Annotated in this window: 16 protein-coding genes and 1 pseudogene; 6 read left to right on the forward strand and 11 right to left on the reverse strand. The window is 65.6% G+C overall.

Going from position 1 to position 19,477, the window contains the following annotated elements:
* Both CKO23_RS25595 and CKO23_RS10500 read left to right on the forward strand, forming a co-directional pair.
* Nucleotides 1-140: pseudogene (locus tag CKO23_RS25595) on the forward strand (PD-(D/E)XK nuclease domain-containing protein); the annotation flags it as partial.
* A 126-nt stretch (nucleotides 141-266) separates the two neighbouring features.
* Nucleotides 267-1,274, forward strand: coding sequence for a class 1 fructose-bisphosphatase (locus tag CKO23_RS10500; RefSeq protein WP_200330772.1), 1,008 nt, complete (start codon nucleotides 267-269; stop codon nucleotides 1,272-1,274).
* A 235-nt stretch (nucleotides 1,275-1,509) separates the two neighbouring features.
* Here the strand turns inward: CKO23_RS10500 and CKO23_RS10505 are convergent, their stop codons facing one another.
* The 7 genes from CKO23_RS10505 to CKO23_RS10535 all read right to left on the reverse strand — a co-directional run bounded on the left by CKO23_RS10505 (nucleotide 1,510) and on the right by CKO23_RS10535 (nucleotide 10,752).
* The gene (locus CKO23_RS10505; protein WP_200330774.1) at nucleotides 1,510-4,611 is read right to left on the reverse strand and encodes an efflux RND transporter permease subunit; all 3,102 of its coding nucleotides are present in this window, start codon (nucleotides 4,609-4,611) and stop codon (nucleotides 1,510-1,512) included.
* Nucleotides 4,608-5,738 carry an efflux RND transporter periplasmic adaptor subunit gene (locus CKO23_RS10510; protein WP_200330776.1) on the reverse strand — a complete coding sequence of 377 codons (1,131 nt, stop codon included), beginning with the start codon at nucleotides 5,736-5,738 and terminating at the stop codon, nucleotides 4,608-4,610. The genes CKO23_RS10505 and CKO23_RS10510 overlap by 4 nt, the downstream gene beginning before the upstream one ends.
* Nucleotides 5,739-5,808: 70 nt before the next feature.
* Nucleotides 5,809-6,507 (reverse strand): CerR family C-terminal domain-containing protein, encoded by a 699-nt coding sequence (locus CKO23_RS10515; protein WP_200330778.1) that lies wholly within the window; start codon nucleotides 6,505-6,507, stop codon nucleotides 5,809-5,811.
* 275 nt (nucleotides 6,508-6,782) lie between these two features.
* The gene (locus CKO23_RS10520) at nucleotides 6,783-7,775 is read right to left on the reverse strand and encodes an HAD family hydrolase (protein WP_200330780.1); all 993 of its coding nucleotides are present in this window, start codon (nucleotides 7,773-7,775) and stop codon (nucleotides 6,783-6,785) included.
* A 104-nt stretch (nucleotides 7,776-7,879) separates the two neighbouring features.
* Nucleotides 7,880-8,617, reverse strand: a complete 738-nt coding sequence (gene aqpZ, locus CKO23_RS10525) for an aquaporin Z (protein WP_200330782.1) — start codon at nucleotides 8,615-8,617, stop codon at nucleotides 7,880-7,882.
* A gap of 143 nt (nucleotides 8,618-8,760) precedes the next feature.
* Nucleotides 8,761-10,341, reverse strand: a complete 1,581-nt coding sequence (locus tag CKO23_RS10530) for an arylsulfatase (protein WP_200330784.1) — start codon at nucleotides 10,339-10,341, stop codon at nucleotides 8,761-8,763.
* Nucleotides 10,342-10,494: 153 nt separating this feature from the next.
* Entirely contained in the window at nucleotides 10,495-10,752 is a 258-nt protein-coding gene (locus tag CKO23_RS10535; protein ID WP_207168509.1) for a hypothetical protein, read from the reverse strand.
* A 222-nt stretch (nucleotides 10,753-10,974) separates the two neighbouring features.
* Here CKO23_RS10535 and CKO23_RS10540 point away from each other — a divergent pair, with 222 nt between their 5' ends.
* Both CKO23_RS10540 and CKO23_RS10545 read left to right on the forward strand, forming a co-directional pair.
* Nucleotides 10,975-12,648, forward strand: coding sequence for a sigma 54-interacting transcriptional regulator (locus CKO23_RS10540; protein WP_200330788.1), 1,674 nt, complete (start codon nucleotides 10,975-10,977; stop codon nucleotides 12,646-12,648).
* A 279-nt stretch (nucleotides 12,649-12,927) separates the two neighbouring features.
* The gene (locus CKO23_RS10545; RefSeq protein ID WP_200330790.1) at nucleotides 12,928-13,812 is read left to right on the forward strand and encodes an ion transporter; all 885 of its coding nucleotides are present in this window, start codon (nucleotides 12,928-12,930) and stop codon (nucleotides 13,810-13,812) included.
* Here CKO23_RS10545 and CKO23_RS10550 read toward each other — a convergent pair.
* Nucleotides 13,789-14,943, reverse strand: a complete 1,155-nt coding sequence (locus CKO23_RS10550; RefSeq protein ID WP_242482356.1) for a hypothetical protein — start codon at nucleotides 14,941-14,943, stop codon at nucleotides 13,789-13,791. The genes CKO23_RS10545 and CKO23_RS10550 overlap by 24 nt on opposite strands.
* A gap of 500 nt (nucleotides 14,944-15,443) precedes the next feature.
* Between CKO23_RS10550 and CKO23_RS10555 the strand changes: the two genes are divergently transcribed.
* Nucleotides 15,444-15,734, forward strand: a complete 291-nt coding sequence (locus tag CKO23_RS10555) for a putative quinol monooxygenase (protein WP_200330794.1) — start codon at nucleotides 15,444-15,446, stop codon at nucleotides 15,732-15,734.
* Nucleotides 15,735-15,856: 122 nt separating this feature from the next.
* On the opposite strand, the gene CKO23_RS10560 is transcribed toward CKO23_RS10555, so the two are convergent.
* The 3 genes from CKO23_RS10560 to CKO23_RS10570 form a co-directional block, all read right to left on the reverse strand.
* Complete coding sequence (locus CKO23_RS10560) at nucleotides 15,857-16,003, reverse strand: hypothetical protein (RefSeq protein WP_200330796.1); 147 nt, start codon at nucleotides 16,001-16,003, stop codon at nucleotides 15,857-15,859.
* 7 nt (nucleotides 16,004-16,010) lie between these two features.
* The gene (locus CKO23_RS10565; protein ID WP_200330798.1) at nucleotides 16,011-16,400 is read right to left on the reverse strand and encodes a hypothetical protein; all 390 of its coding nucleotides are present in this window, start codon (nucleotides 16,398-16,400) and stop codon (nucleotides 16,011-16,013) included.
* A 202-nt stretch (nucleotides 16,401-16,602) separates the two neighbouring features.
* Nucleotides 16,603-17,067: an Lrp/AsnC family transcriptional regulator gene (locus CKO23_RS10570; protein ID WP_200330800.1), complete on the reverse strand. Its 465-nt coding sequence runs from the start codon at nucleotides 17,065-17,067 to the stop codon at nucleotides 16,603-16,605.
* 348 nt (nucleotides 17,068-17,415) lie between these two features.
* Here CKO23_RS10570 and leuA point away from each other — a divergent pair, with 348 nt between their 5' ends.
* A complete protein-coding gene (leuA, locus tag CKO23_RS10575) occupies nucleotides 17,416-19,083 on the forward strand; it encodes a 2-isopropylmalate synthase (RefSeq protein ID WP_200330802.1) in 1,668 nt (555 codons plus the stop codon).
* Nucleotides 19,084-19,477 lie beyond the last annotated feature (394 nt).

A 19,477-nucleotide genomic window follows, 5' to 3' on the forward strand; every position in this document is an offset into this window, starting at 1 on the left:
AGATCAAGGATCGTGGCTATGCCGACAAGTACCGCGCGGACGCTCAGCCGATCCACCTGATCGGGGTGGAGTTCAGCCGCGAGCGCCGCGCGGTGGTGGGGTTCGAGGTGGAGACGCTGGAGCCGGCGTCTGGGATGTGAGCCAGACCATGCGCCGGGCCGCCTCGAACGCGAACCGCTCGCTGGGTTTCTGTCAGGCCACCAAGCGCTTATACTGAGTCGTTCGGTAATAAATACTTCGGATTACATTTCGAGACGAGGACCAGCATGCATAACGGCACGACGATTACCCAGTTCATCATCGAGGAGCAGCGCCACATCGCGGGCGCGACGGGTGACTTCACCTCGCTCCTCAACGACGTGGTCACCGCCTGCAAGGTGTTGAGCAACATGGTCAACCATGGCGCCTTGGTGGGGGTGCTGGGGAGCGCCGGCACTGAGAACGTCCAGGGTGAGACACAGAAGAAGCTCGATGTCCTCTCCAACGAGGTCTTCATCAAATCCAACGAGTGGGCAGGGCACCTGGCGGCCATGGCCTCGGAGGAGATGGACGAGATCTATCCCATCCCGGCCAAGTACCCGCGCGGCAAGTATCTGCTGACCTTCGATCCGCTGGATGGCTCATCCAACATCGACGTCAACGTCTCCGTGGGTACCATCTTCTCGATCCTGCGTTGCCCAGGCGGCGCGGACCAGCCGACCGAGCGCGACTTCCTCCAGGCTGGCACCCAGCAGGTGGCGGCCGGCTATGCGCTCTATGGCCCTTCCACCATGATGGTGCTGACCACCGGCAACGGCGTGAACGGCTTTACGCTGGATCAGAACATCGGTGAGTTCATCCTGACCCATCCGGACATGACGATCCCGGCGGAGACCCGCGAGTTCGCGGTCAACGTGTCGAACATGCGTTTCTGGGAGGAGCCGGTGCGCCGCTATGTCCAGGAGTGCCTGGACGGCAAGGAGGGCACGCGGGGCGAGGACTTCAACATGCGCTGGATCGCGTCCATGGTCGCCGAGGTGCATCGCATCCTGACCCGTGGCGGCGTCTTCATGTATCCGCTGGACTCCAAAATGAAGTCGAACGGGCAGGGCGGGAAGCTGCGGCTGCTCTATGAGGCGAATCCCATGTCCTTCATCGTCGAGCAGGCGGGCGGTGGTGCCATTACGGGGACGCAGCGGATCCTGGAGGTACAGCCGGAGTCTCTGCACCAGCGTGTGCCGGTGATCTTGGGCTCGAAGAATGAGGTGGAGCGCATTCTGGGGTATCACCAATAGGCAAGCCTGACGCTTGCTGTCGGGGTGGCGGCTCCCTCCTGACGCTCACGCGTGGCCGCTGCTCTGTCGCGTAGCACCGCTGTGCGGTGTTACGTCCTTTCCGTCCGGTGCTCTGCGCCGATCGCGTGGTGAGAACCTCAGTCACTCAGGACTGAGGGCCGCTCGCCGCACTCTCCCTGACCCCCTGGCGTGGCTGTTCGCGCCGGGGCGGTGCTCCCACTGGCTGTCATCGCGATCAGGCGTGCCGAGCGGCCTCTGTCGCATCGGGCTCCGCGTGCCTGTCCTTCGAGGCCCACATCCGTGCCCGCCGCAGGCCCTTCACCAGGTCGTCGACGAAGGTGAAGACGACCGGGATAACCAGAAGGGACAAGACGGTCGAGGTCAGCAGCCCGCCGATCACGGCAATCGCCATGGGTGAGCGGAAGCTCGGCTCGGCGCCCAGGCCGAGCGCGGTGGGCAGCATGCCGGCGACCATCGCGATGGTGGTCATGAGGATGGGCTGGGCGCGTTTACGGCAGGCATCCAGCAGTGCTTCGCGGCGCTCCAGCCCGTGCTCCCGTCGAGCCTTGACGGCGTACTCCACCAGCAGGATGGAGTTCTTGGTGACGATGCCCATCAGCATGAGCACGCCGATGATGGAGGGCAGTGAGAAGCTGTTGTGCGTCAACAGCAGCGCGGCGAAGGCCCCGCCGACCGAGAGCGGCAGGGCCGTGAGGATGGTCGTCGGCTGCAGGAAGTCGTGAAACAGCAGCACCAGCACGATGTAGATGCAGAGGATGCCGGTCAGCATGGCCGTCGCAAAGCCGCTGAACACCTGCGCCATGCGCTCGGCGTCGCCCGAGGCGGGGCGGCTGATGCCGGGCGGCAGGTGCTGCAGCGACGGCAGCGGATCGACCTGTGCCATCACCTCGCCGAGCGCGCGTCCGGCCAGTTCCACGTCGATGGTCACGTTGCGTTCGCGATCCAGCCGATCGATCTGCGCCGGGCCGCTGCTCAGACTGACATCCGCGACCGCGCTCAAGGGGACTTGGCCGGACCAGGCGGGCAGGCGCAGGTGGGCGATGGCGTCGAGGTCCGTGCGCAGCTCGGGGTCCAATCGCACGCGGATGGGGATCTGCCGCTGAGGCAGGTTCAGCTTGGGCAGCTGGACCTCGAAGTCGCCCGCGGTCGCGACCCGGATGGCGGTGGCGATGGCGGAGGTCGTTACGCCGAGATCCGCCGCCCGCGCGAAGTCCACGTCGACGTGGATCTCCGGTCGCTGCAGGCTGGCGTTGGAGCTGATGTTGCCCAGGTTCGGCAGGCTGCGCAGGTCGCGCTCAACCGCCTTGCTGGCGCGGTCGAGCAGCTCCGGGTCGTCGCCGGCCAGGACAAGCTGCAGGCGCTCGCCGACGCCGCCGATCCCAACGGAGACTCTGGCGCCTGGCAGCGCCTTCAGCCGCTCGCGGATCTCCTGCTCGATCTCGATCTGAGAGCGTGCCCGGTCGTTGCGATGGACGAGGTTGACCATGAGAGACGCCTTGCGGATGTCCGCGCTGCCGCCCTCGTTGAACGGACCCGCGCCGGCGATCGCACCGACCGTGGTGAAGACGCTGGTGATGTCGTTGATCGGGGCGAGGAGCTGGCGTGCCTGCTCGGCCGCGTCGCGGGTTTCCGCCAAGGTGCTGCCCGGCGGTAGCTCGATCTTGACGGCGGTCTGATTGACGTCGGCCGGCGGGATGAAGCCGGTCGGGAGCAGGGGCACCAGGGCGATGGAACCGGCGAAGAAGAGCACGGCGCCGAGCAGGGTCGTCTTGCGGTGGTCCAGGCTCCAGGCCGCCGTGGTCAGGTAGGTCCGCATGAGGCGGCCCTCGCCGCCGCCAGGGGCATGGGGCTTGAGCAGGTAGGCCGACATCATGGGCGTGAGCATGCGTGCCACCGCCAGCGAGAAGACCACGGCGATGGCCGCCGTGATGCCGAACTCGCGGAAGAACTTGCCCGGAACGCCGCCCATGAAGCCGGTCGGCAGGAAGACGGCGACCAGGGTCAGGCTGGTGGCGATGACCGCGACGCCGATCTCGTCCGCAGCCTCGGTCGCCGCCTGGATGGGCTTCTTGCCCATGCGCAGGTGGCGCACGATGTTCTCGATCTCGACGATGGCGTCGTCGACCAGGATGCCGACGACCAGGGCCATGGACAGCAGCGTCAGCACATTGAGGCTGAAGCCGAGCCAATGCATGGCGGCGAACGTCGGGATGATCGACAGCGGCAGGGCGGCGGCCGCGACCAGGGTCGCGCGCCAGTCGCGCAGGAACCACCAGACGACCAGGATGGCGAGAAAGGCCCCCTCGTAGAGCAGCTCCATGGAGCCCTGGTAGTTGTCCAGCACCGGCGCGACCGTGTCGTAAGCCTCCGCGATGCGGACCTGCGGATAGCGTTCGCGGAGCCGGTCCACGGCCGCGCGCACCGCCTCGGCGACGGCGACCTCGCTGGAGCCCTTGAGCCGCGTGACCGAGAAGCCGACCACGGGCCTGCCGTTCAGCAGGGCATAGGCCGTGCGCTCGGCGATGCTGTCATGGACGCGCGCGATCTCATCGAGCCGCACGCTGTGGCCGCCGTCGAGCGGGATGTCGAGGGCGCCGATCTCGCCGATGTCGTGCACCGCGCCGAGCGTGCGCACCGACTGCACCCCGGCGCCGATGTCGCCGCGCCCGCCGGAGGCGTCCTGCTGGACCTGCTTGAGCCGACCGGAGATGTCCGAGGCCGTGACGCCGAGCGCCGCCATCCGTGTCGGATCCAGGTCGACGCCGACCTCGCGATCGACGCCGCCGACCCGCGAGACGGCGCCGACGCCCCTGACCGCAAGCAGCGCCTTGCTTACATCATTGTCCACGAACCAGGACAAGGCCTCTTCGTCGAGGCGATCCGAGCCGACGGTGAAGGTGATGACGGCGCTGCCGGCGGTATTGACCTTGGAGACGATCGGGTCGGTCATGTCCTGCGGCAGCTCGGAGCGGACGGTGTCGACCGCGTTGCGCACATCGTTCAGCGCCGTCTCGATATTGATGTCGATATCGAACTCGGTCTGGATGCTGGCGCTGCCGTCGCTCAGGGTCGTGGTGATGTGTTGCACGCCGCCGATGGTGGCGATCTGGTCCTCGATCTTGCGGGCGACGTCCGTCTCCAGTTGGGAGGGGGCCGCGCCTTCCAGATTGGCGGTGACGATGACGCGCGGCAGCTCGATATCCGGGAAGTTCTGGATGCCGAGCGCATGAAAGCCCGCGAGCCCGAGCAGGCCGAGGAGGATGAAGAGCAGGATGGCCGGGACGGGGTGGCGGATCGACCAGGCGGAGACGTTCATGGTTGACCTGCCGTTGCTTCACGTGCGGGTGCGCGGCGCACCCGGTCGCCATCTTTGAGAAAGGCGCCGCCGCTGGAGACCAGCGGGACCGCCCCGGCGAGTCCCGTGATCTCGACGCGCCCGTCACGCCGTCGGCCGGTCGCGACCTTATGCTGGACCACCTGCCCGTTGTCGCCGACCTCGAAGACATAGGCATTGCCGTCGCGCAGAACCAGAGCGGACTCCGGGACGGTCAAGGTGTCCGAATGGCCCACGTCGATCAGACCGCGGGCGAAGTCACCGGCGCGCGCCGAGCCTGGATCCGGCAGATCCACATAGACCAGCGCCATGCGGGTCTTGGGATCGAAGGTGGGCGCCGGCATGCGCACGCGCCCCTCCAGCGTGCCGCCTCCGGCGACGCGGATGTGTGCGGTCTGGCCGGGCAGGATGCGGGCGAGCTGTTCCGCCAGCACCTCGGCCCGCCACTCGATGCGGTTCTGGCGCACCAGCCGAAAGAGCTCGGTGCCGACCTGCACGACGCTGCCGAGGGTCGCGCTGCGCGCCGAGATCACACCGTTGTCGACCGCGCGGATGTGCGTCTGCTCCAGCCGGATCTGCTGTGCCTTGAGCTGCGCCTCGGCGGCGGCCAGGTTGGCCTTGGCGCTCTCCTCGGCGACCAGGTACTGCTTCGCCTGCTGTTCCGAGAGGGTCGACTTGCCCGCCAGTTCGCGCGCGCGCTTGCCGTTGGCCTGGGCCTCGGACAGCGCCGCGTCTGCCTGGGCGAGCCGCGCCTTCTGCAGCGCCAGATCGGCCAGTACCATGTCCTGAGAGAGCAGCGCCAGTTCCTCGCCACGCTTCACCTGGTCGCCGACATCCGCCGTCAGCGAGACGACCCGCAGGCCGGCGATCTCGGAGGCGACGATCGCCTCCTGCCAGGCGCTCAGGCTGCCGTTGGCCGAGACGTTGATCGGCCAGTCGCGCGTCTCGGGGAGGACGGTCGCAACCGTGAGGGCGGCGTTGGTGGATGCCTCTTGCGGCACGGCGAGCTCATCGGCGCGTGACGGCCCCTGTAGCGCCAGGGTGAGGGTCAATATCAATAGCCGCCCGAGAGCGGAGCCTTTGAGGGTAGGCGGAGAGAGTCTGGACATTGAGTGATTTGTCGATCTCGAAGAGGGTCATGCGAAAGAGGAGTGCGGCGGGCCGAGCCAAGCCGCGGGCCTACCCAGTGGTGGATGTGTCAGCTCGCTCGCCCGGCCGTCGATCCGGGGCGATCCCGAGGGCGCGACACATCAGGTCGGTGATGATGTCGCTGATGGTCTGGATGCGCTCCGGGGTATAGCGTTCCCAGTCCAAACGTTTCCAGAGGATGGCCTTGGCGATGCCGAAGCTCCAGATCATCCCCAGGAGCGCATGGGCCTGCAGGCAGTCCGTCTCGCAGGCGGTGTCAGCCTGGCGCGCCGCGATCACGATGCGTGTCAGCGCCGTCTGGGCCGGCTCCGCGCGGCGGCGATAGATCTGCTCGAAGCCGTCGCCTGGAAACGCCATCTCCCGAATCGCCAGCACCGCGAACCAGCGCATGCGCTCCTCGCCGGTGAGCGGTCCGAGCAGATTGCGCACGTAGAGATTCACGGCGGTGGCGAGCTGGGACGGCTCATCGCGACCGCGCTCGGCCAGTGCCGTGATGGTCGCCAGGGCCTCGCGAAAGCGCGCCTCGTCCGCCGCGAGGGTCGTGTCGAAGATGGCGGCGTAGAGCCCCTGCTTACTGCCGAAGTGGTAGTTGACGGCGGCGATGTTGGCCTCGGCCTCGGTGCAGAGGTCGCGGACCGCGACGCCTTTGAAACCGTGTTCGGCGAACAAGCGGATGCCCGCCTCGATCAAGCGATCGCGGGTCTCTGAGGTCGGTGGTGGGCTACTCACGGCTGGCATGGGACTCAGGCAAGGCGTCGCACGGATGCCGCCGCAGTCTAAACAAACGTTTGATGATGTCAAACGTTTGTTTGATTTTGATGCCGAAGGTCAACAATCTCGCCTTTCAAGCGGGCAGATTTCATCAACCCGATGGTTCTCGTCGCACCGCTCCTCAGTGCTACGTGCCTCTCGGCGCTCTGCAAGTGGTCATCCCGGATGCGGTCGTCCCTCGAAGATCCTCTTGGCGCTGCTCCGCGGCGCCAACGTCCTCCCTGCGCACCGCGCTATGGCTGCGCTCCTGTCGTCCCGATCGCGGGAAAGACCTGCGACCAGTCGCGCTTCATCGAGACCAGGATCCAGCCCTTGGACGCGGCGTCGTCGAGTCCTTTGTCGAGGCGTCCGACGTGGCTCTCGCGGTCGTAGGCATACTCGCGCTCGCTGTCGTCGTGGTGAAGGATGAGCCCGAGGCGTTTGCCAGCGCCGGCGGTCGTCCAGTCGAGCATCTGGTAGTCGCCGTCCGAGTTGCCGAAGGCGAGGATGGGTCGGCGGCCGATGTGGCGCTGGATGCCGACGGGCTTGCCTGCCTTGTCGTCGATGAAGGCGATCTCCGGCTTGCGCATCAGCACGGGCGTGCCGTTCTGCACTTCGTATCTCATGGCGATCTGCGAGCCGACGACTTGCTCTGGCGGGATACCGTAGACGCGCTCGGTCCAGGGGCGCATGAAGTCGCTGCCGCCGCCGGAGACGATGAAGGTCTTGAAGCCGTTGGCACGCAGGTAGTCCAGCAGTTCCAGCATGGGCTGGTAGACGACCTGGGTGTAGAGCCGCTCGAAGCGGGGGTGGCGCGCGGAGGCGATCCAGTCGCCCGCGATCCGCTCGAATTCCTCCGTGGTCATGTTTGCATGCGTGGCGGCCAGCAGTTTGGTCACGCCATCCATGCCACTTGCCTGCAGTGCTTCCAGGTCACCCGCGAGGACGGCCTTGAAGGGCTGCTCGTCCTTCCACTCCGGATGCTCGGGAGCGAGCGCCTTGACGCGGTCGATGATGAAGGCGAGCTGGGTGTACATGGGCTGCTCGACCCAGAGGGTGCCGTCGTTGTCGAAGACGGCGATGCGCTCGGGCGGGGGCACGAAGTTCGGGCTGTTCTCGGTCGTCACCGCTGTGACGAATGCGGTGATGGCGGTCTTGGTCGGTCCGTCCGCCCAGGATGCAAGCGGTTCGGCGCTGGCAATGGTGCTGAACGTCATGGCGACGAGAAGGGTGATCAATCTGAGCATCTGTACTCCGTGTTTGCTGTGGTGAGCGTGAAACATCCGAGTTGTCGGTTGGGCCTCCTGGCGTCGGCCCAACCGATCGTCGACGGGCGCCTGCGTCGCAATCCTCAGCCCTGCGACTGTTCTTCGAAGAAGCGGTAGATGATGCCGGAGAGGGCGGCGCCGACGATGGGGGCGACCCAGAACAGCCAGAGCTGGCTGAGCGCCTTGCCTTCACCCGAGAAGAAGAGCGCCAGGGCAGGGCCGGTGCTTCTGGCCGGGTTGACCGAGGTGTTGGTCACCGGGATGGAGATGAGGTGGATGAGCGTCAGAGCCAGACCGATCGCGATTCCTGCGTGGCTCCCGATCCCGCGCTTGTCGGTGCTCCCCAGGATGATGAAGAGGAACATCATGGTCATGACGATCTCGGTGACCAGGCCGGAGATCATGCCGTAGCCCTGGGGCGAAAGCTCACCATAGCCGTTGACCGCCAGGCTGCTGGCGGTGAGCTGGAAGGTCGCCTGACCTTCCTTGAAGACGCCCATGTCCGCGGCGACGAAGAGGATGAGGAAGGCGGCGATGATGGCGCCAATGGTTTGGGCGATCACATAGACCGGCAGGTCGGCGAAGCTGAAGCGCCCGCCGACCGCGAGGCCGACGGAAACCGCCGGGTTGAGGTGACAGCCCGAGATATGCCCGATGGCATAGGCCATCGTCAGAACCGTGAGGCCGAAGGCGAGGGCGACGCCGAGATAGCCGATACCGACATCGGGCACACCCGCGGCGAAGACGGCGGCGCCGCAGCCGCCCAGAACCAGCCAGAAGGTGCCGATCAGCTCGGCGAGCCCGCGTTTCATCAGTGACATAACAACGTTCCTCGTTTCGTTTTTCTTACGTTGCCATCACTAGGATGGCGTTTACATCGGATTGATTGGATGTGCGGCGCAGATCCGTCGGCGACCCCATTGCGGGGTCGCGGGACATCCCTGTCGGTCGAGCCGGCGCGGGATCAGTGCGCGCCTGGGCTGCTCAACTGCTCCATCACGTTATCCAGGTTGAAGCTCCCAGCCTTCTGTCTAGGCGGGAAGTCTTTGAAGGTCACTAGGAATTTTCCGACGTAATCCTGTGCCGCCATCAGCATGAAGACCCGATCCAGGAACCAGTCGTCATAGGTGTTGGAGGTGACCATGCCGCGCTCGTAGGGGTCGCGGCGCAGATTCTCCAGCAGCGGCACGCGCAGGTGCACGAAGGGCTCGCGCCAGGATTGGAAGGTTGCCTCCGCGCGCTGCTCGAGGAAGATGGCCTTCCAGTCGTCATAGCGCAGGGCGGTCAGATCGCCGTCGTCGGAGAAGTAGAAGATCTCATGCCGCGGGCTCTTGTCCGTCTCGCCGGTCAGCATCGGCAGGATGTTGTAGCCATCGAGGTGGACCTTGTAGTCGCGCCCGATCGCCTGATAGCCAGTGAGGAGCTTCTCCTTGACGTTGGGCTCGCCGGCGATGGCCAGGAAGGTCGGCGTCCAGTCCATATGATGGACGATCTGGTTGTTCCAGGTGCCGGCCTTGATATGCCCCGGCCAGCGCACCATCGCGGGGACGCGCCAGCCGCCCTCCCAGTTGGTGTTCTTCTCGCCGCGGAAGGGCGTCATGGCCGCATCCGGCCAGGTGTTCATGTGCGGGCCGTTGTCGGTGGAGTAGAAGACGATGGTGTTGTCGGCGATCCCCAGCTCGTCGAGCTTCTTGAGGAACTTGCCGACGTGCATGTCATGCTCGACCATCCCGTCGGAGTATTCGTCCTGCCCGGAGATGCCGCGCAGCTCCTTTTTGACATGGGTGCGGAAGTGCATGCGGGTGCCGTTCCACCAGACGAACCAGGGCTTGCCGGCCTTGGTCTGCTCCTCGATGAAGCCGAGTGCGCGCTCGGAGGTCTCGTCGTCCACCGTCTCCATGCGTTTCTTGTTCAGCGGGCCGGTGTCCTCGATTTTCTGGGTGCCGTCCGGCAGGGCCCAGGAGTGGATGACGCCTCTGGGACCATACTTCTTGCGGAATTCGGGATCCTTCGGATAGTCCTCGTTCTCCGGCTCCTCCTCGGCGTTGAGGTGATAGAGGTTACCGAAGAACTCGTCGAAGCCGTTATTGGTCGGGAGCATCCTGTCCTTGTCGCCCAGGTGGTTCTTGCCGAACTGCCCGGTGGCGTAGCCTTGTGCCTTCAGCAGGCCAGCGATGGTCGGGTCTTCGATCTGCATTCCCTCGTCGGCGCCAGGCATGCCGACCTTGGAGAGACCCGTGCGGAAGACACTCTGACCCGTGATGAAGGAGGAGCGCCCGGCGGTGCAGGACTGCTCGCCGTAGTAGTCGGTGAAGGTCATGCCTTCAGCGGCGATACGGTCGATGTTGGGGGTCTGATAGCCCATCAGCCCATGGGTGTAATAGGAAATGTTCGATTGGCCGATATCGTCGCCCCAGACGACCAGGATGTTGGGCTTATCGGCGGCCCCTGCGGAGGGTAGGGCTCCCAACGTGGTTAGGGTCAGACCGAGGGCGGCGAGTAAGCGGCGAGGGCGGTGTCGCCGTGGGTTCTCTGGTTGCATCATGCAAATCCTCGTTGAGCTTCAGGTTGAGAAAGGTCCGGGTTGAGAAAGGTCCGGGTCGATAAGGGTCGCGGTTGAGATTCGCGAGCGGGCACGCGCCGGGTATGATCTGGATCGCCTTCGATCCTTCGTCGTTGTCTGACGCGCGATGACCATTCAGCGACCTGTGCCGTCGAGCCGGAGGGTCAGGTAGGCCGAGACCCCGATCAGCCGAGCGCCTTGCGCACGCTGCTGGCGCAAGAAGCTGACGGCTGCGTCGTCCACGCTGCGCAGTTCGGATAGATCGAGCGTGAGCGCCTGCTCCCCCTTCGCACACAGGCGTTCGAGTTCGGGCAGGTCGGGGGCGTGCAGCCAGCCGTCGATCTTGAGCACGCGGTCGTCCGATGTGTCTGTCGGGGTGATCCGAACGGTCATGTGGACACGCATCGCACTAATCGGACCAGATTGGCGCACTTTGTCTGCGCGCCTTCTAGCCGGTTGAATCCAAAGGTGGTAGTTGAGTGGAACGCTTGGTTGTAGGCTTGTGCCCCTTCTCCTGAGTCACGATATTTCGCGACCCAGGCTGACGAGATGTCGTGATTCACGAGATGTCGTGATCGGGCTGGGGCTCATCATGGACGCTTACTGGAGGACGCTATGTCATCGGCTCGGGATCAGATCGTGCTCGCCGCCCCTTCGCGGCCGGATGAGGAAGGCTCCGATGAGAGAGGCTCCAATGATGAGAGAGGCTCCAATGAGGAGCACTTCGAGGATCTCCTGACCGCGCTCGCCCTGTCCCTGGTCAATGTCGAGCCGCACGCCCTGGACGCCCTGCTGGTCGCCTCGTTGCGCCGCATCGTGCGTCTTCTCGGCGTGGATCGCAGTGCCCTGGGCCGCTACGACATGCCCCTGGGCCAGCTGTTCGCGACACACACCTGGGCCTTGCCGGAGGTGGAGCCCGTGCCCTCGCCCATCGCCGAGCGTGAGATTCCCTTCATCTCGGCACAGGTCCGCGCCGGACATGGCGTGATCTGCGACCGGGTCAAGGCGCTACCCCCAGAGGCGGCGACGGACCGGGCGTCGCTTCAGCGCCTGGGCCTGCGCTCCATTGCCGTCTTGCCGCTGGCGGCGGCGGGCGACGTGCTGGGGTGGCTGTCCTTTGGCGCCTTGCGGCAGGATCACCTCTGGTCTCGCGATCAGGTGCGGCGTTTGCGGCTCCTTGCCGGCGTCTTCGCCAATGCCCTACTGCGTCAGCGCAAGGATCTGGAGCTGGATGCGGCCATGGCCGAGAACCTGGCGCTACGCCAGCGTGTGGAGGCCGAGAATGCGGTCTGGCGCGAGCAGGTCCTGCACTGCCATGACTTCGATGAGCTGGTCGGCGAGAGCCAGGCGCTGAGACGGGTGTTGACGCAGGTCGAGCAGGTCGCGCCGACCGACAGCACCGTGCTCATCCTCGGCGAGACGGGGACCGGAAAGGACCTCATCGCAACCGCCGTCCACCAGCGCAGCCGCCGTGCCGAGCGCCCGTTGATCCGGGTCAACTGCGCGGCACTGCCGGCCACCCTGATCGAGAGCGAACTCTTCGGGCACGAGAAGGGCGCCTTCACCGGAGCGATCTCGCGCAAGATCGGGCGCTTCGAGGTGGCCGACGGCGGAACCCTGGTGCTCGACGAGATCGGCGAGCTGCCGCTGGAGCTGCAGGCCAAGCTGCTGCGGGTGCTGCAGAGTGGGGAATTCGAGCGCCTGGGCTCGACGACGCCGCGCAAGACGGACACCCGGGTCATCGCATCGACCAATCGCGACCTGCTGGCGATGGCGCGCGAGGGCGGCTTCCGGCCTGACCTCTTCTACCGTCTCGGCGTCTTTCCCATCACCGTTCCGCCGCTGCGCGAGCGCAAGGAGGACATCGCCTTGCTCAGCGCCTATTTCATCGATCGCCTGCGCACCAAGCTCGGCCGACAGGTCACGCACATCCCGGACGCCGTGCTCGCCGCGCTGATGCAGTACGACTGGCCGGGCAACGTGCGGGAACTGGAGAACGTCGTCGAGCGCTCCATGATCCTGTCGCCGGGGCGAAGCCTCCAGCTCGAGGGGCTGCCCTGTCCGGCCAAGCAGGGGGCGACGGCGGCTGTCTCCGATCCCGCGGGGGGCGACTGGCGCACCCTGTCCGAGGTGGAGCGCGACCACATCCAGAGCGTCTGCGCGCGCTGTGGCTGGCGGATCAGCGGGGCAGGCAATGCGGCGGAGCGGCTCGGGATGCACCCCAATACCCTGCGCTCGCGCATGCGGAAGCTCGGCATCGTCCGCCCGGTCGGGCCGGATGCCGTCTAGATGTCCACGCCCCGCCGCAGTCGATCCGGGGCGATGGAGCTGGCTCACGCGGCGAGCCGTGCCGCCTATCGCGGGCGCAGGATGATGACGGCCAGCGGGAGCGCGTTCGACGCCTTGTGGTCCATGGCGTCAGCCGCTTCGAGCGGCTGTGAACTGCCATGGCGGAGCCCGGCTCAGACCGGTTCGGCGACTGTCTGCGCGAATCCGCGCATCGCTGCCGGATGGCGGGACTTTCCAGAGCATGGGATGCTCATTGATCGGTGACAGGAGAACCTGCCAATGACCCCTGTCCGTCGCGCTAGCGCGGTCGAGCGCGTGCAAGAGAGGCCATACGGCAAGCCCGAGACTGGGCTTCGCCTGGCGTTCTACAGGATCATCTTCGAGGCCGACACCCGCGCGGGCCGGGCCTTCGACCTGATTCTGCTCGTGGCGATCCTGCTCAGTGTGTCGGTCGTGGTCATGGACAGCGTGGCCGGCCTCGCGGGCCGCTACCACGCGCTCTTCCGTGGGCTCGAATGGTGCTTCACCGGCCTCTTCACGTTGGAATACGCCGCTCGGCTCTGGTGCGTCCGCCACCCGACCCGCTACGCCCGCAGTTTCTTCGGCATCGTGGACCTGGTGGCGGTTCTGCCGAGCTATCTCGCCCTCCTGCTGCCGGGTGCGGTCGCATTTCAAGGGGTGCGACTGCTGCGCTTATTGCGCATCTTTCGAATCCTCAAGCTCACCGAGTACGTTGCCGAATACCGCGCCCTGGCAGAGGCGCTGCGCGGCAGCGCGCGCAAGATCTTCATCTTCCTGTCGGTCGTCATGATCACTGTACTGCTGCTCGGCACGGCCATGTACGTGGTCGAGGGGCCGGAGAACGGCTACACCAGCATCCCGACGGCCGTCTATTGGGCCATTGTGACCATGACGACCGTGGGCTATGGCGACGTGACGCCGCACACCGATCTCGGCAAGCTCATCGCCTCCGCGATGATGCTCATTGGCTGGGGCATCCTTGCCGTGCCGACCGGCATCGTGACCGCCGAGATGACCGCCCTGCGCTTCCGCCGCCAGCCGACCACCCGCACCTGCCCCGAGTGCCTGACCGAGGGGCACGAGCCGGACGCCGCCTTCTGCAAGGACTGTGGCGCGCGGTTACCGGAGTACACGCGGGATTGAGGCGCCAAGCGCGCTGGGCTCGCGCGCGACCACCCAGTGCCGCGCGCCGCGCCGCAGTCCTCGCCATGGCACCCAGACGGCGATCCCGAGTCCGACGATGGCATAGAGCGCCCAGGTCGGAACCTGCATGAGCCAGCGGGCGATCAGGCGGATCAGATCACCCTTATAGGCGATCTTCGAGGCACGCGCCGAGACCTTGACGAAGGTGACCGCGCCCATCCGGTCGAGCGCGCGCAAGCCTTGCTGGCCATAGGTCGCGGCCAGCTTGATCGCGTCCTGGCCGAGTTCGCCGGTGCGCCGGGCGGTCTGCAGGACGCTGTCACCGCCGATGCGATAGAGGGTTGCGCTGTGCTGGCCGAAGGTCTCGGCAAAGGCCGCCATCCGCTTGAGCGAGGCGGCATCGTGCGTCTTGCTCAGCAGCGTCATCCCGCCACGCGTCTTGGCCAGTGTGTAGACGCTGCCGAACAGCTCGGTCACCGAATCCAGCGAGCGCGTCTGCTTGACACTCTTGGCCGACTTGACGAGTGTCTTGCCCAGCCAGGGCGGGAGCTTGCCGAGCTTGCGCGCGGCCTTGAGGATGGTTGCGCCGCCCTTGAGCGCGGTTGTCGCGGCCACGCTCGGCGCCGCGGCCCCCACTGTGCCGACGGTTGCGGCGCCACTGGCGAGCTGGGCCGCGCTGGCGGCGACGCCGATCGTCGCCAGCGCGACGACCACCTCATCCGTCTCCTCGCCGCTCGCCCAGTTGATTCCTTGCTTGGTCAGATCACGCAGATCCCCGATGACGAAGAAATCGGTCGCCACGCTCGTTGCCTGCCCGAGGGTCTCGTCGCTGGTGCCGCCCAAGAGTCCTTCCGCGAGCTTGCTGGCCTGGTAGCCGAGACTCCCGCGGACCGCCTCGATCTCCTGCTGCAAGGCCTGGGCGCGAGGATCGCTCTGGACGTAGGGATACTCCATGAAAAAGCCGAGATAGTCGGCGGCCTCGGCGTAGCGCTCCTGCTCGACCAGTTGGCGCGTCTCGGGGACGGGATCGATCCGGCTGAGCGCCAGCGCGCTCAGTTGCGTCCGTTGCCAGAGAACGCCCACCGCGACCATGGCGATGAATAGGAGGATCAGCTTGGGGATCAGCTTCATCACGATCAATGTGCTCCTTGTGAAAACCAGTCACTCAGCCGTCCGTGCAACTGTTCCGCCGCTTGGTGTGCCCTCTGCTTCGACCGAGTGGCGTACTGGAGTTGGACGGGCGTGCCTATCGTTCACACCTCCGCGCTGGCAAGCTGGGCACGCTGCGCTTTGCCCGGCGAGGGAGGTGTTTTGCGGAAATTGCCTTCTCTCGTCTGACAGTCGAGCGCATCGTCCTGTTCTCTGCCATCGACCGCAGGCGCATAATCGTAGAAATTCCATGCGAAAGAGACTGTGAAGCGGGTATCGGATAGAGACCGCATGGGTTGGTTCGCGTAGCACGGCTCCGCGCCCAGTGTCGCCGATCCGCGCTCAGGGGTAACGTTGCCGCGCGAGCACGCGGGATTCGGGTCCATTTGACAGGACGCGTCGTTCAGTCCGTGACTCGAACCCGCCGGCTTTCAGCCGGTGGCCGTTTCGTACGCCGACTCCACCAGATGGACACCACGAACATGCCAACGCTGACGATCGTCGCCAACATCACGGCCAAATCCGACAAGATCGACTTGGTCAGGACGGAGCTGGAGAAGCTGCTCGATGCCACCCGCGCGGAACAGGGTTGCCTGCAATACGACCTGCACCAGGACAACGTCGATCCAGCCCGGTTCTTGTTCTACGAGACCTGGGAGTCGCGTGACCTGTGGCAGACGCACATGGGCGCGCAGCACCTGAAGGACTATCTGGCCGCAACCGAGGGGAGCGTTGACGCCTTCACTGTCAACGAAATGACCCGCATCGGCTGATTCCCGGGGTGTCGCCGCGCGCGTGAGTCAAGGTCGGGAGTCGGGGCGGAGTGGGCTGAGAGCGGGGCTGCTCGCGCTGACGGAATGATCCTTCGAGACGATGCAAGACGCCAGTGCCGGGATCACGCTCGGCGGCTGATCACCCGGATGGGTTGACGGGCGTGGCGCGGGATGCCGGGGCGGCGGATGTGCTCCATGGCGCCCATCGCGCCGAGGCGCGGTCTCGTCGAGATGGCGCTGGGGACGCGCTCCCGAGCGGGCCGAGGCATGCTCACCTCAGTGTGCCGCCGCCTTCAGCGCTTCCTCGCGGGTATAGAAGAGGCCGTCGCGGATGAAGCCGGAGATCACCTCGGGCTCGACCGCCGTAATCTTGCCCTTCTCGTCGCGGGCGCGGACCCAGGTGTCCGGCAGACCGTCAAGAAGGTGAACAGGTGCGGGCCTTCCGTCACTGAAGCGTGACAGAACCTGCTCACCGCTGCGGCTGTTGAGGTAGCCCGGCTGGAAGCCGAAGGACCTGTTGTTCTCACTGATGCCACGGGTGTTGGCAAAGAGCACATTTTCGTCACGAAGTGACATTTCCGTTAGGACTCCGCGCAGCCTGCGAGCGCGCTCGCGGTCTTGCTGCTCTTGGCTGACTGTCTGCGTCTGGATTTGCTTGGTATACATGTCTTCGCTCCCTGTTTCGGTTGGCGAATGCTGTCTTCACCTAGACTTGAGCATTACGCGTGCCACTCTCGGGGAGAATCCCCCGGTCGTGGCCTGTCTAGCGCACTGCGCCGGCGCCTGATCCCTGGCGTTCTCTGAAGCCTCACTTCTGAACTCTCACTTCTGAACTCTCACTTCTGAACTCTCACTTCTGAACTCTCACTTAGGGTATCGGCAGATTGCCGCGTTCCAGCACCCGTCTCAGCACGAAACTGGAGTGGACGCCCGCAACACCTTCCAAACGTGTGATCTTGTTCAACAAGAAGTCCTGATAGGCGTCCATGTCACGCACGACCACTTTGAGCTGGTAGTCGGCCTCGCGGCCGGTAATCAGCAGGCATTCGAGCACTTCCGGCATGCCCTGGATGGCGGCGTCGAAGTGCTCGAAACGCTCGGGGGTGTGCCGATCCATGGAGATGCTCAGGATCACCATGAGGCTGAGCCCCAGCTTCTGTCCGTCCAGGGTCGCGCGATACCCCGTGATGAACCCGGCCTCTTCGAGGGCGCGCACGCGCCTGAGACAGGGCGAGGGCGAGAGGCCGATGCGGTCGGCGAGCTCTTGGTTGCTGATCCGGCCGTCTTGCTGGAGTTCGGTGAGAATGCGCTGGTCGTAGCGATCGAGCTTCATGGGGGCTCCTGTGTCGATGATTGACAGCTCTGGCGGGCAACATGAGCGGCTTCTCTTGCGGGTTTCAGCCGGGGATGCTCGTGTCTAGAGCGGGAAAATTAGCAGAAGATTGCGCAAGGCTGGCGGAATCCTGTCGCTTTCGCAATCGGCTGCCCGGCTGCCTCACGTAACCTGGCGCCAGTCGGTTGACCGGCCGACACCCAGGCAAGCGCTCACAAGGCGCGCGCCGTCCAGGCTCCGATTTCCAACCAGAAATGGAGCGGCCCGAGCCATACCCGGCACAGGGCCAGCTGACTGAGGCATCGACCCCCAGATCCGATCAGACACCGCCCGATCAAGGAGAGCACTATGAGCCGCTTCGACCACCGTCGATACCGCCCCAGCCCGGTGGTGGATTTGCCCAACCGCCAATGGCCAAATCGGACCATCCAGACCGCGCCAACCTGGGCCAGTGTGGACCTGCGCGATGGGAATCAGGCCCTCGTCGAGCCGATGAGCGTGGCGCAGAAACGGCGTTTCTGGGGGTTGTTGCTGAGGCTGGGCTTCAAGGAGATCGAGGTCGGTTTTCCGGCTGCCAGTCAGCCGGATTACGACTTCGTGCGCTGGCTGATCGAGGAGGAGCAGATCCCGGAGGACGTGACCATTCAGGTCTTGGTGCAGGCGCGCGAGGACTTGATCCGCCGCACCTATGACGCCTTGCGCGGGGTGCGTCAGGCGATCGTGCATGTCTATAACTCGACCTCGCCCGTGCAGCGAGACTGGGTCTTCGGGCAGGATCGCGAGGGCGTCAAGGCGATCGCGCGCCAGGGCGCCGTCTGGGTCCAGGACATGGCGCGGGACTTCCCGCGGACGCGCTGGACCTTCCAATACTCGCCGGAGAGCTTCACGGCGACCGAGCCGGACTATGCCATCGCTGTCTGCGAGGCGGTCTTGGATGTCTGGAGGCCGACCAAGCACAACCCCTGCATCATCAACCTCCCGGCCACGGTGGAGGTTTCAAGTCCGAACGTCTTTGCCGATCAGGTGGAGTATTTCGCCACGCACATCAGCCGACGCGAGGGCATCATCCTCTCCGTGCACACCCACAACGACCGCGGCGGCGCGGTCGCGGCGGCCGAGATGGCGATATTGGCCGGGGCGGATCGGGTGGAGGGCACACTGCTCGGCAACGGCGAGCGGACCGGCAACGCCGATCTCCTGACGCTGGCGATGAATCTCTACAGTCAGGGGATCGATCCGGGGCTCGATCTCAGCCGCCCGGACGAGATCGCGGAGGTCTGCACCCAGTGCACCGGCTTGCCCGTGCATCCGCGCCATCCCTGGATCGGCGAGCTGGTCTACACGGCCTTCTCGGGCAGTCATCAAGATGCCATCCGCAAGTGCCTGTCGCGCCAGGATCATGACGCACCCTGGCAGGTGGCCTATTTGCCGATCGATCCAGACGATCTGGGCCGCAGCTATCAGGCCGTGATCCGCGTCAACAGCCAGTCCGGCAAGGGCGGCGTGGCCTTCGTGCTGGAGCGCGAATATGGGTTGGTGCTGCCGCGCTGGCTGCAGGTCGAACTGGCCCGGTTGGTTCAGCGCGAGAGCGAGGCACGCGGCGGTGTGCTCGACGCCGCGAGCATTCGCGACATCTTCGAGCGCCAGTTCATCGTCGATCAGGCACCCGAGCGGCTCCTGGGCTACAGGCTCGAACGCAACGGTCGAGACGTCATCGAGGTTCGGATCGGCGGGCCGGACGGCGCGCGCACCTTGCATGGTGAGGGGCAGGGCGCCATTGCGGCCTTCGTCGATGCCTGGACCCGGGCGAGCGGGCGCCGCCTCGGCGTGCTGGATTATCAGGAGCACGCCATTGGCGAAGGCACGGACGCCGAGGCCGCCGCCTATGTCGATCTGGACATCGACGGGGTGCGCGTGAGCGGCGCGGCCATCGATCGGGACACGGTTGCGGCCGCGTTGCGCGCGGTCCTTTCCGCGCTCAATCGCTGCCAGGCCGTGATCGCGGAGGCGGCTTGAGGAATCGCGCGGACCCGGACGCGGCTCGGCGCCCAGCGCACTGGTCGTTCGTTCGAGGGCGGTTGAGACCAGGTGATGAAGTCTGCGGTCTCGCCAAGGAGGAGGCAGGACGTGCCGCGGCACAAAAAGAACCCTCACCTGGCGGGGAAGAGATCGCCAGGCGAGGGATGAAGGGGCTAATTCTTGGTCTTGGCGCGTTGGCCCTGGACGGCGATGGGTTCCGCCGGCTTCTGGACTGGGATGGCGATGCGAACGGCCATCCCGCAACGGCGTTTCCCTGGAGCCATAGACTAACCCTCGATGGTGGACGATGCGTGCATGGAATTGGCAAAGAAGTTGGAATGAGGCGCCTTAAAGCGAATCAAAACGTGGAAGATCGGGTTTCGGATCCTCG

Source organism: Thiocystis violacea (assembly GCF_016583565.1).
Classification (GTDB): domain Bacteria; phylum Pseudomonadota; class Gammaproteobacteria; order Chromatiales; family Chromatiaceae; genus Thiorhodococcus; species Thiorhodococcus violaceus_A.

Coding starts and splice junctions, on each gene's coding strand:
- CKO23_RS10500 (WP_200330772.1), top strand. CDS start 267: ATGCATAACGGCACGACGATTACCCAGTTCATCATCGAGGAGCAGCGC.
- CKO23_RS10505 (WP_200330774.1), bottom strand. CDS start 4,611: ATGAACGTCTCCGCCTGGTCGATCCGCCACCCCGTCCCGGCCATCCTG.
- CKO23_RS10510 (WP_200330776.1), bottom strand. CDS start 5,738: ATGTCCAGACTCTCTCCGCCTACCCTCAAAGGCTCCGCTCTCGGGCGG.
- CKO23_RS10520 (WP_200330780.1), bottom strand. CDS start 7,775: ATGCTCAGATTGATCACCCTTCTCGTCGCCATGACGTTCAGCACCATT.
- aqpZ (WP_200330782.1), bottom strand. CDS start 8,617: ATGTCACTGATGAAACGCGGGCTCGCCGAGCTGATCGGCACCTTCTGG.
- CKO23_RS10530 (WP_200330784.1), bottom strand. CDS start 10,341: ATGATGCAACCAGAGAACCCACGGCGACACCGCCCTCGCCGCTTACTC.
- CKO23_RS10535 (WP_207168509.1), bottom strand. CDS start 10,752: ATGACCGTTCGGATCACCCCGACAGACACATCGGACGACCGCGTGCTC.
- CKO23_RS10540 (WP_200330788.1), top strand. CDS start 10,975: ATGTCATCGGCTCGGGATCAGATCGTGCTCGCCGCCCCTTCGCGGCCG.
- CKO23_RS10545 (WP_200330790.1), top strand. CDS start 12,928: ATGACCCCTGTCCGTCGCGCTAGCGCGGTCGAGCGCGTGCAAGAGAGG.
- CKO23_RS10550 (WP_242482356.1), bottom strand. CDS start 14,943: ATGAAGCTGATCCCCAAGCTGATCCTCCTATTCATCGCCATGGTCGCG.
- CKO23_RS10555 (WP_200330794.1), top strand. CDS start 15,444: ATGCCAACGCTGACGATCGTCGCCAACATCACGGCCAAATCCGACAAG.
- CKO23_RS10560 (WP_200330796.1), bottom strand. CDS start 16,003: ATGCCTCGGCCCGCTCGGGAGCGCGTCCCCAGCGCCATCTCGACGAGA.
- CKO23_RS10565 (WP_200330798.1), bottom strand. CDS start 16,400: ATGTATACCAAGCAAATCCAGACGCAGACAGTCAGCCAAGAGCAGCAA.
- CKO23_RS10570 (WP_200330800.1), bottom strand. CDS start 17,067: ATGAAGCTCGATCGCTACGACCAGCGCATTCTCACCGAACTCCAGCAA.
- leuA (WP_200330802.1), top strand. CDS start 17,416: ATGAGCCGCTTCGACCACCGTCGATACCGCCCCAGCCCGGTGGTGGAT.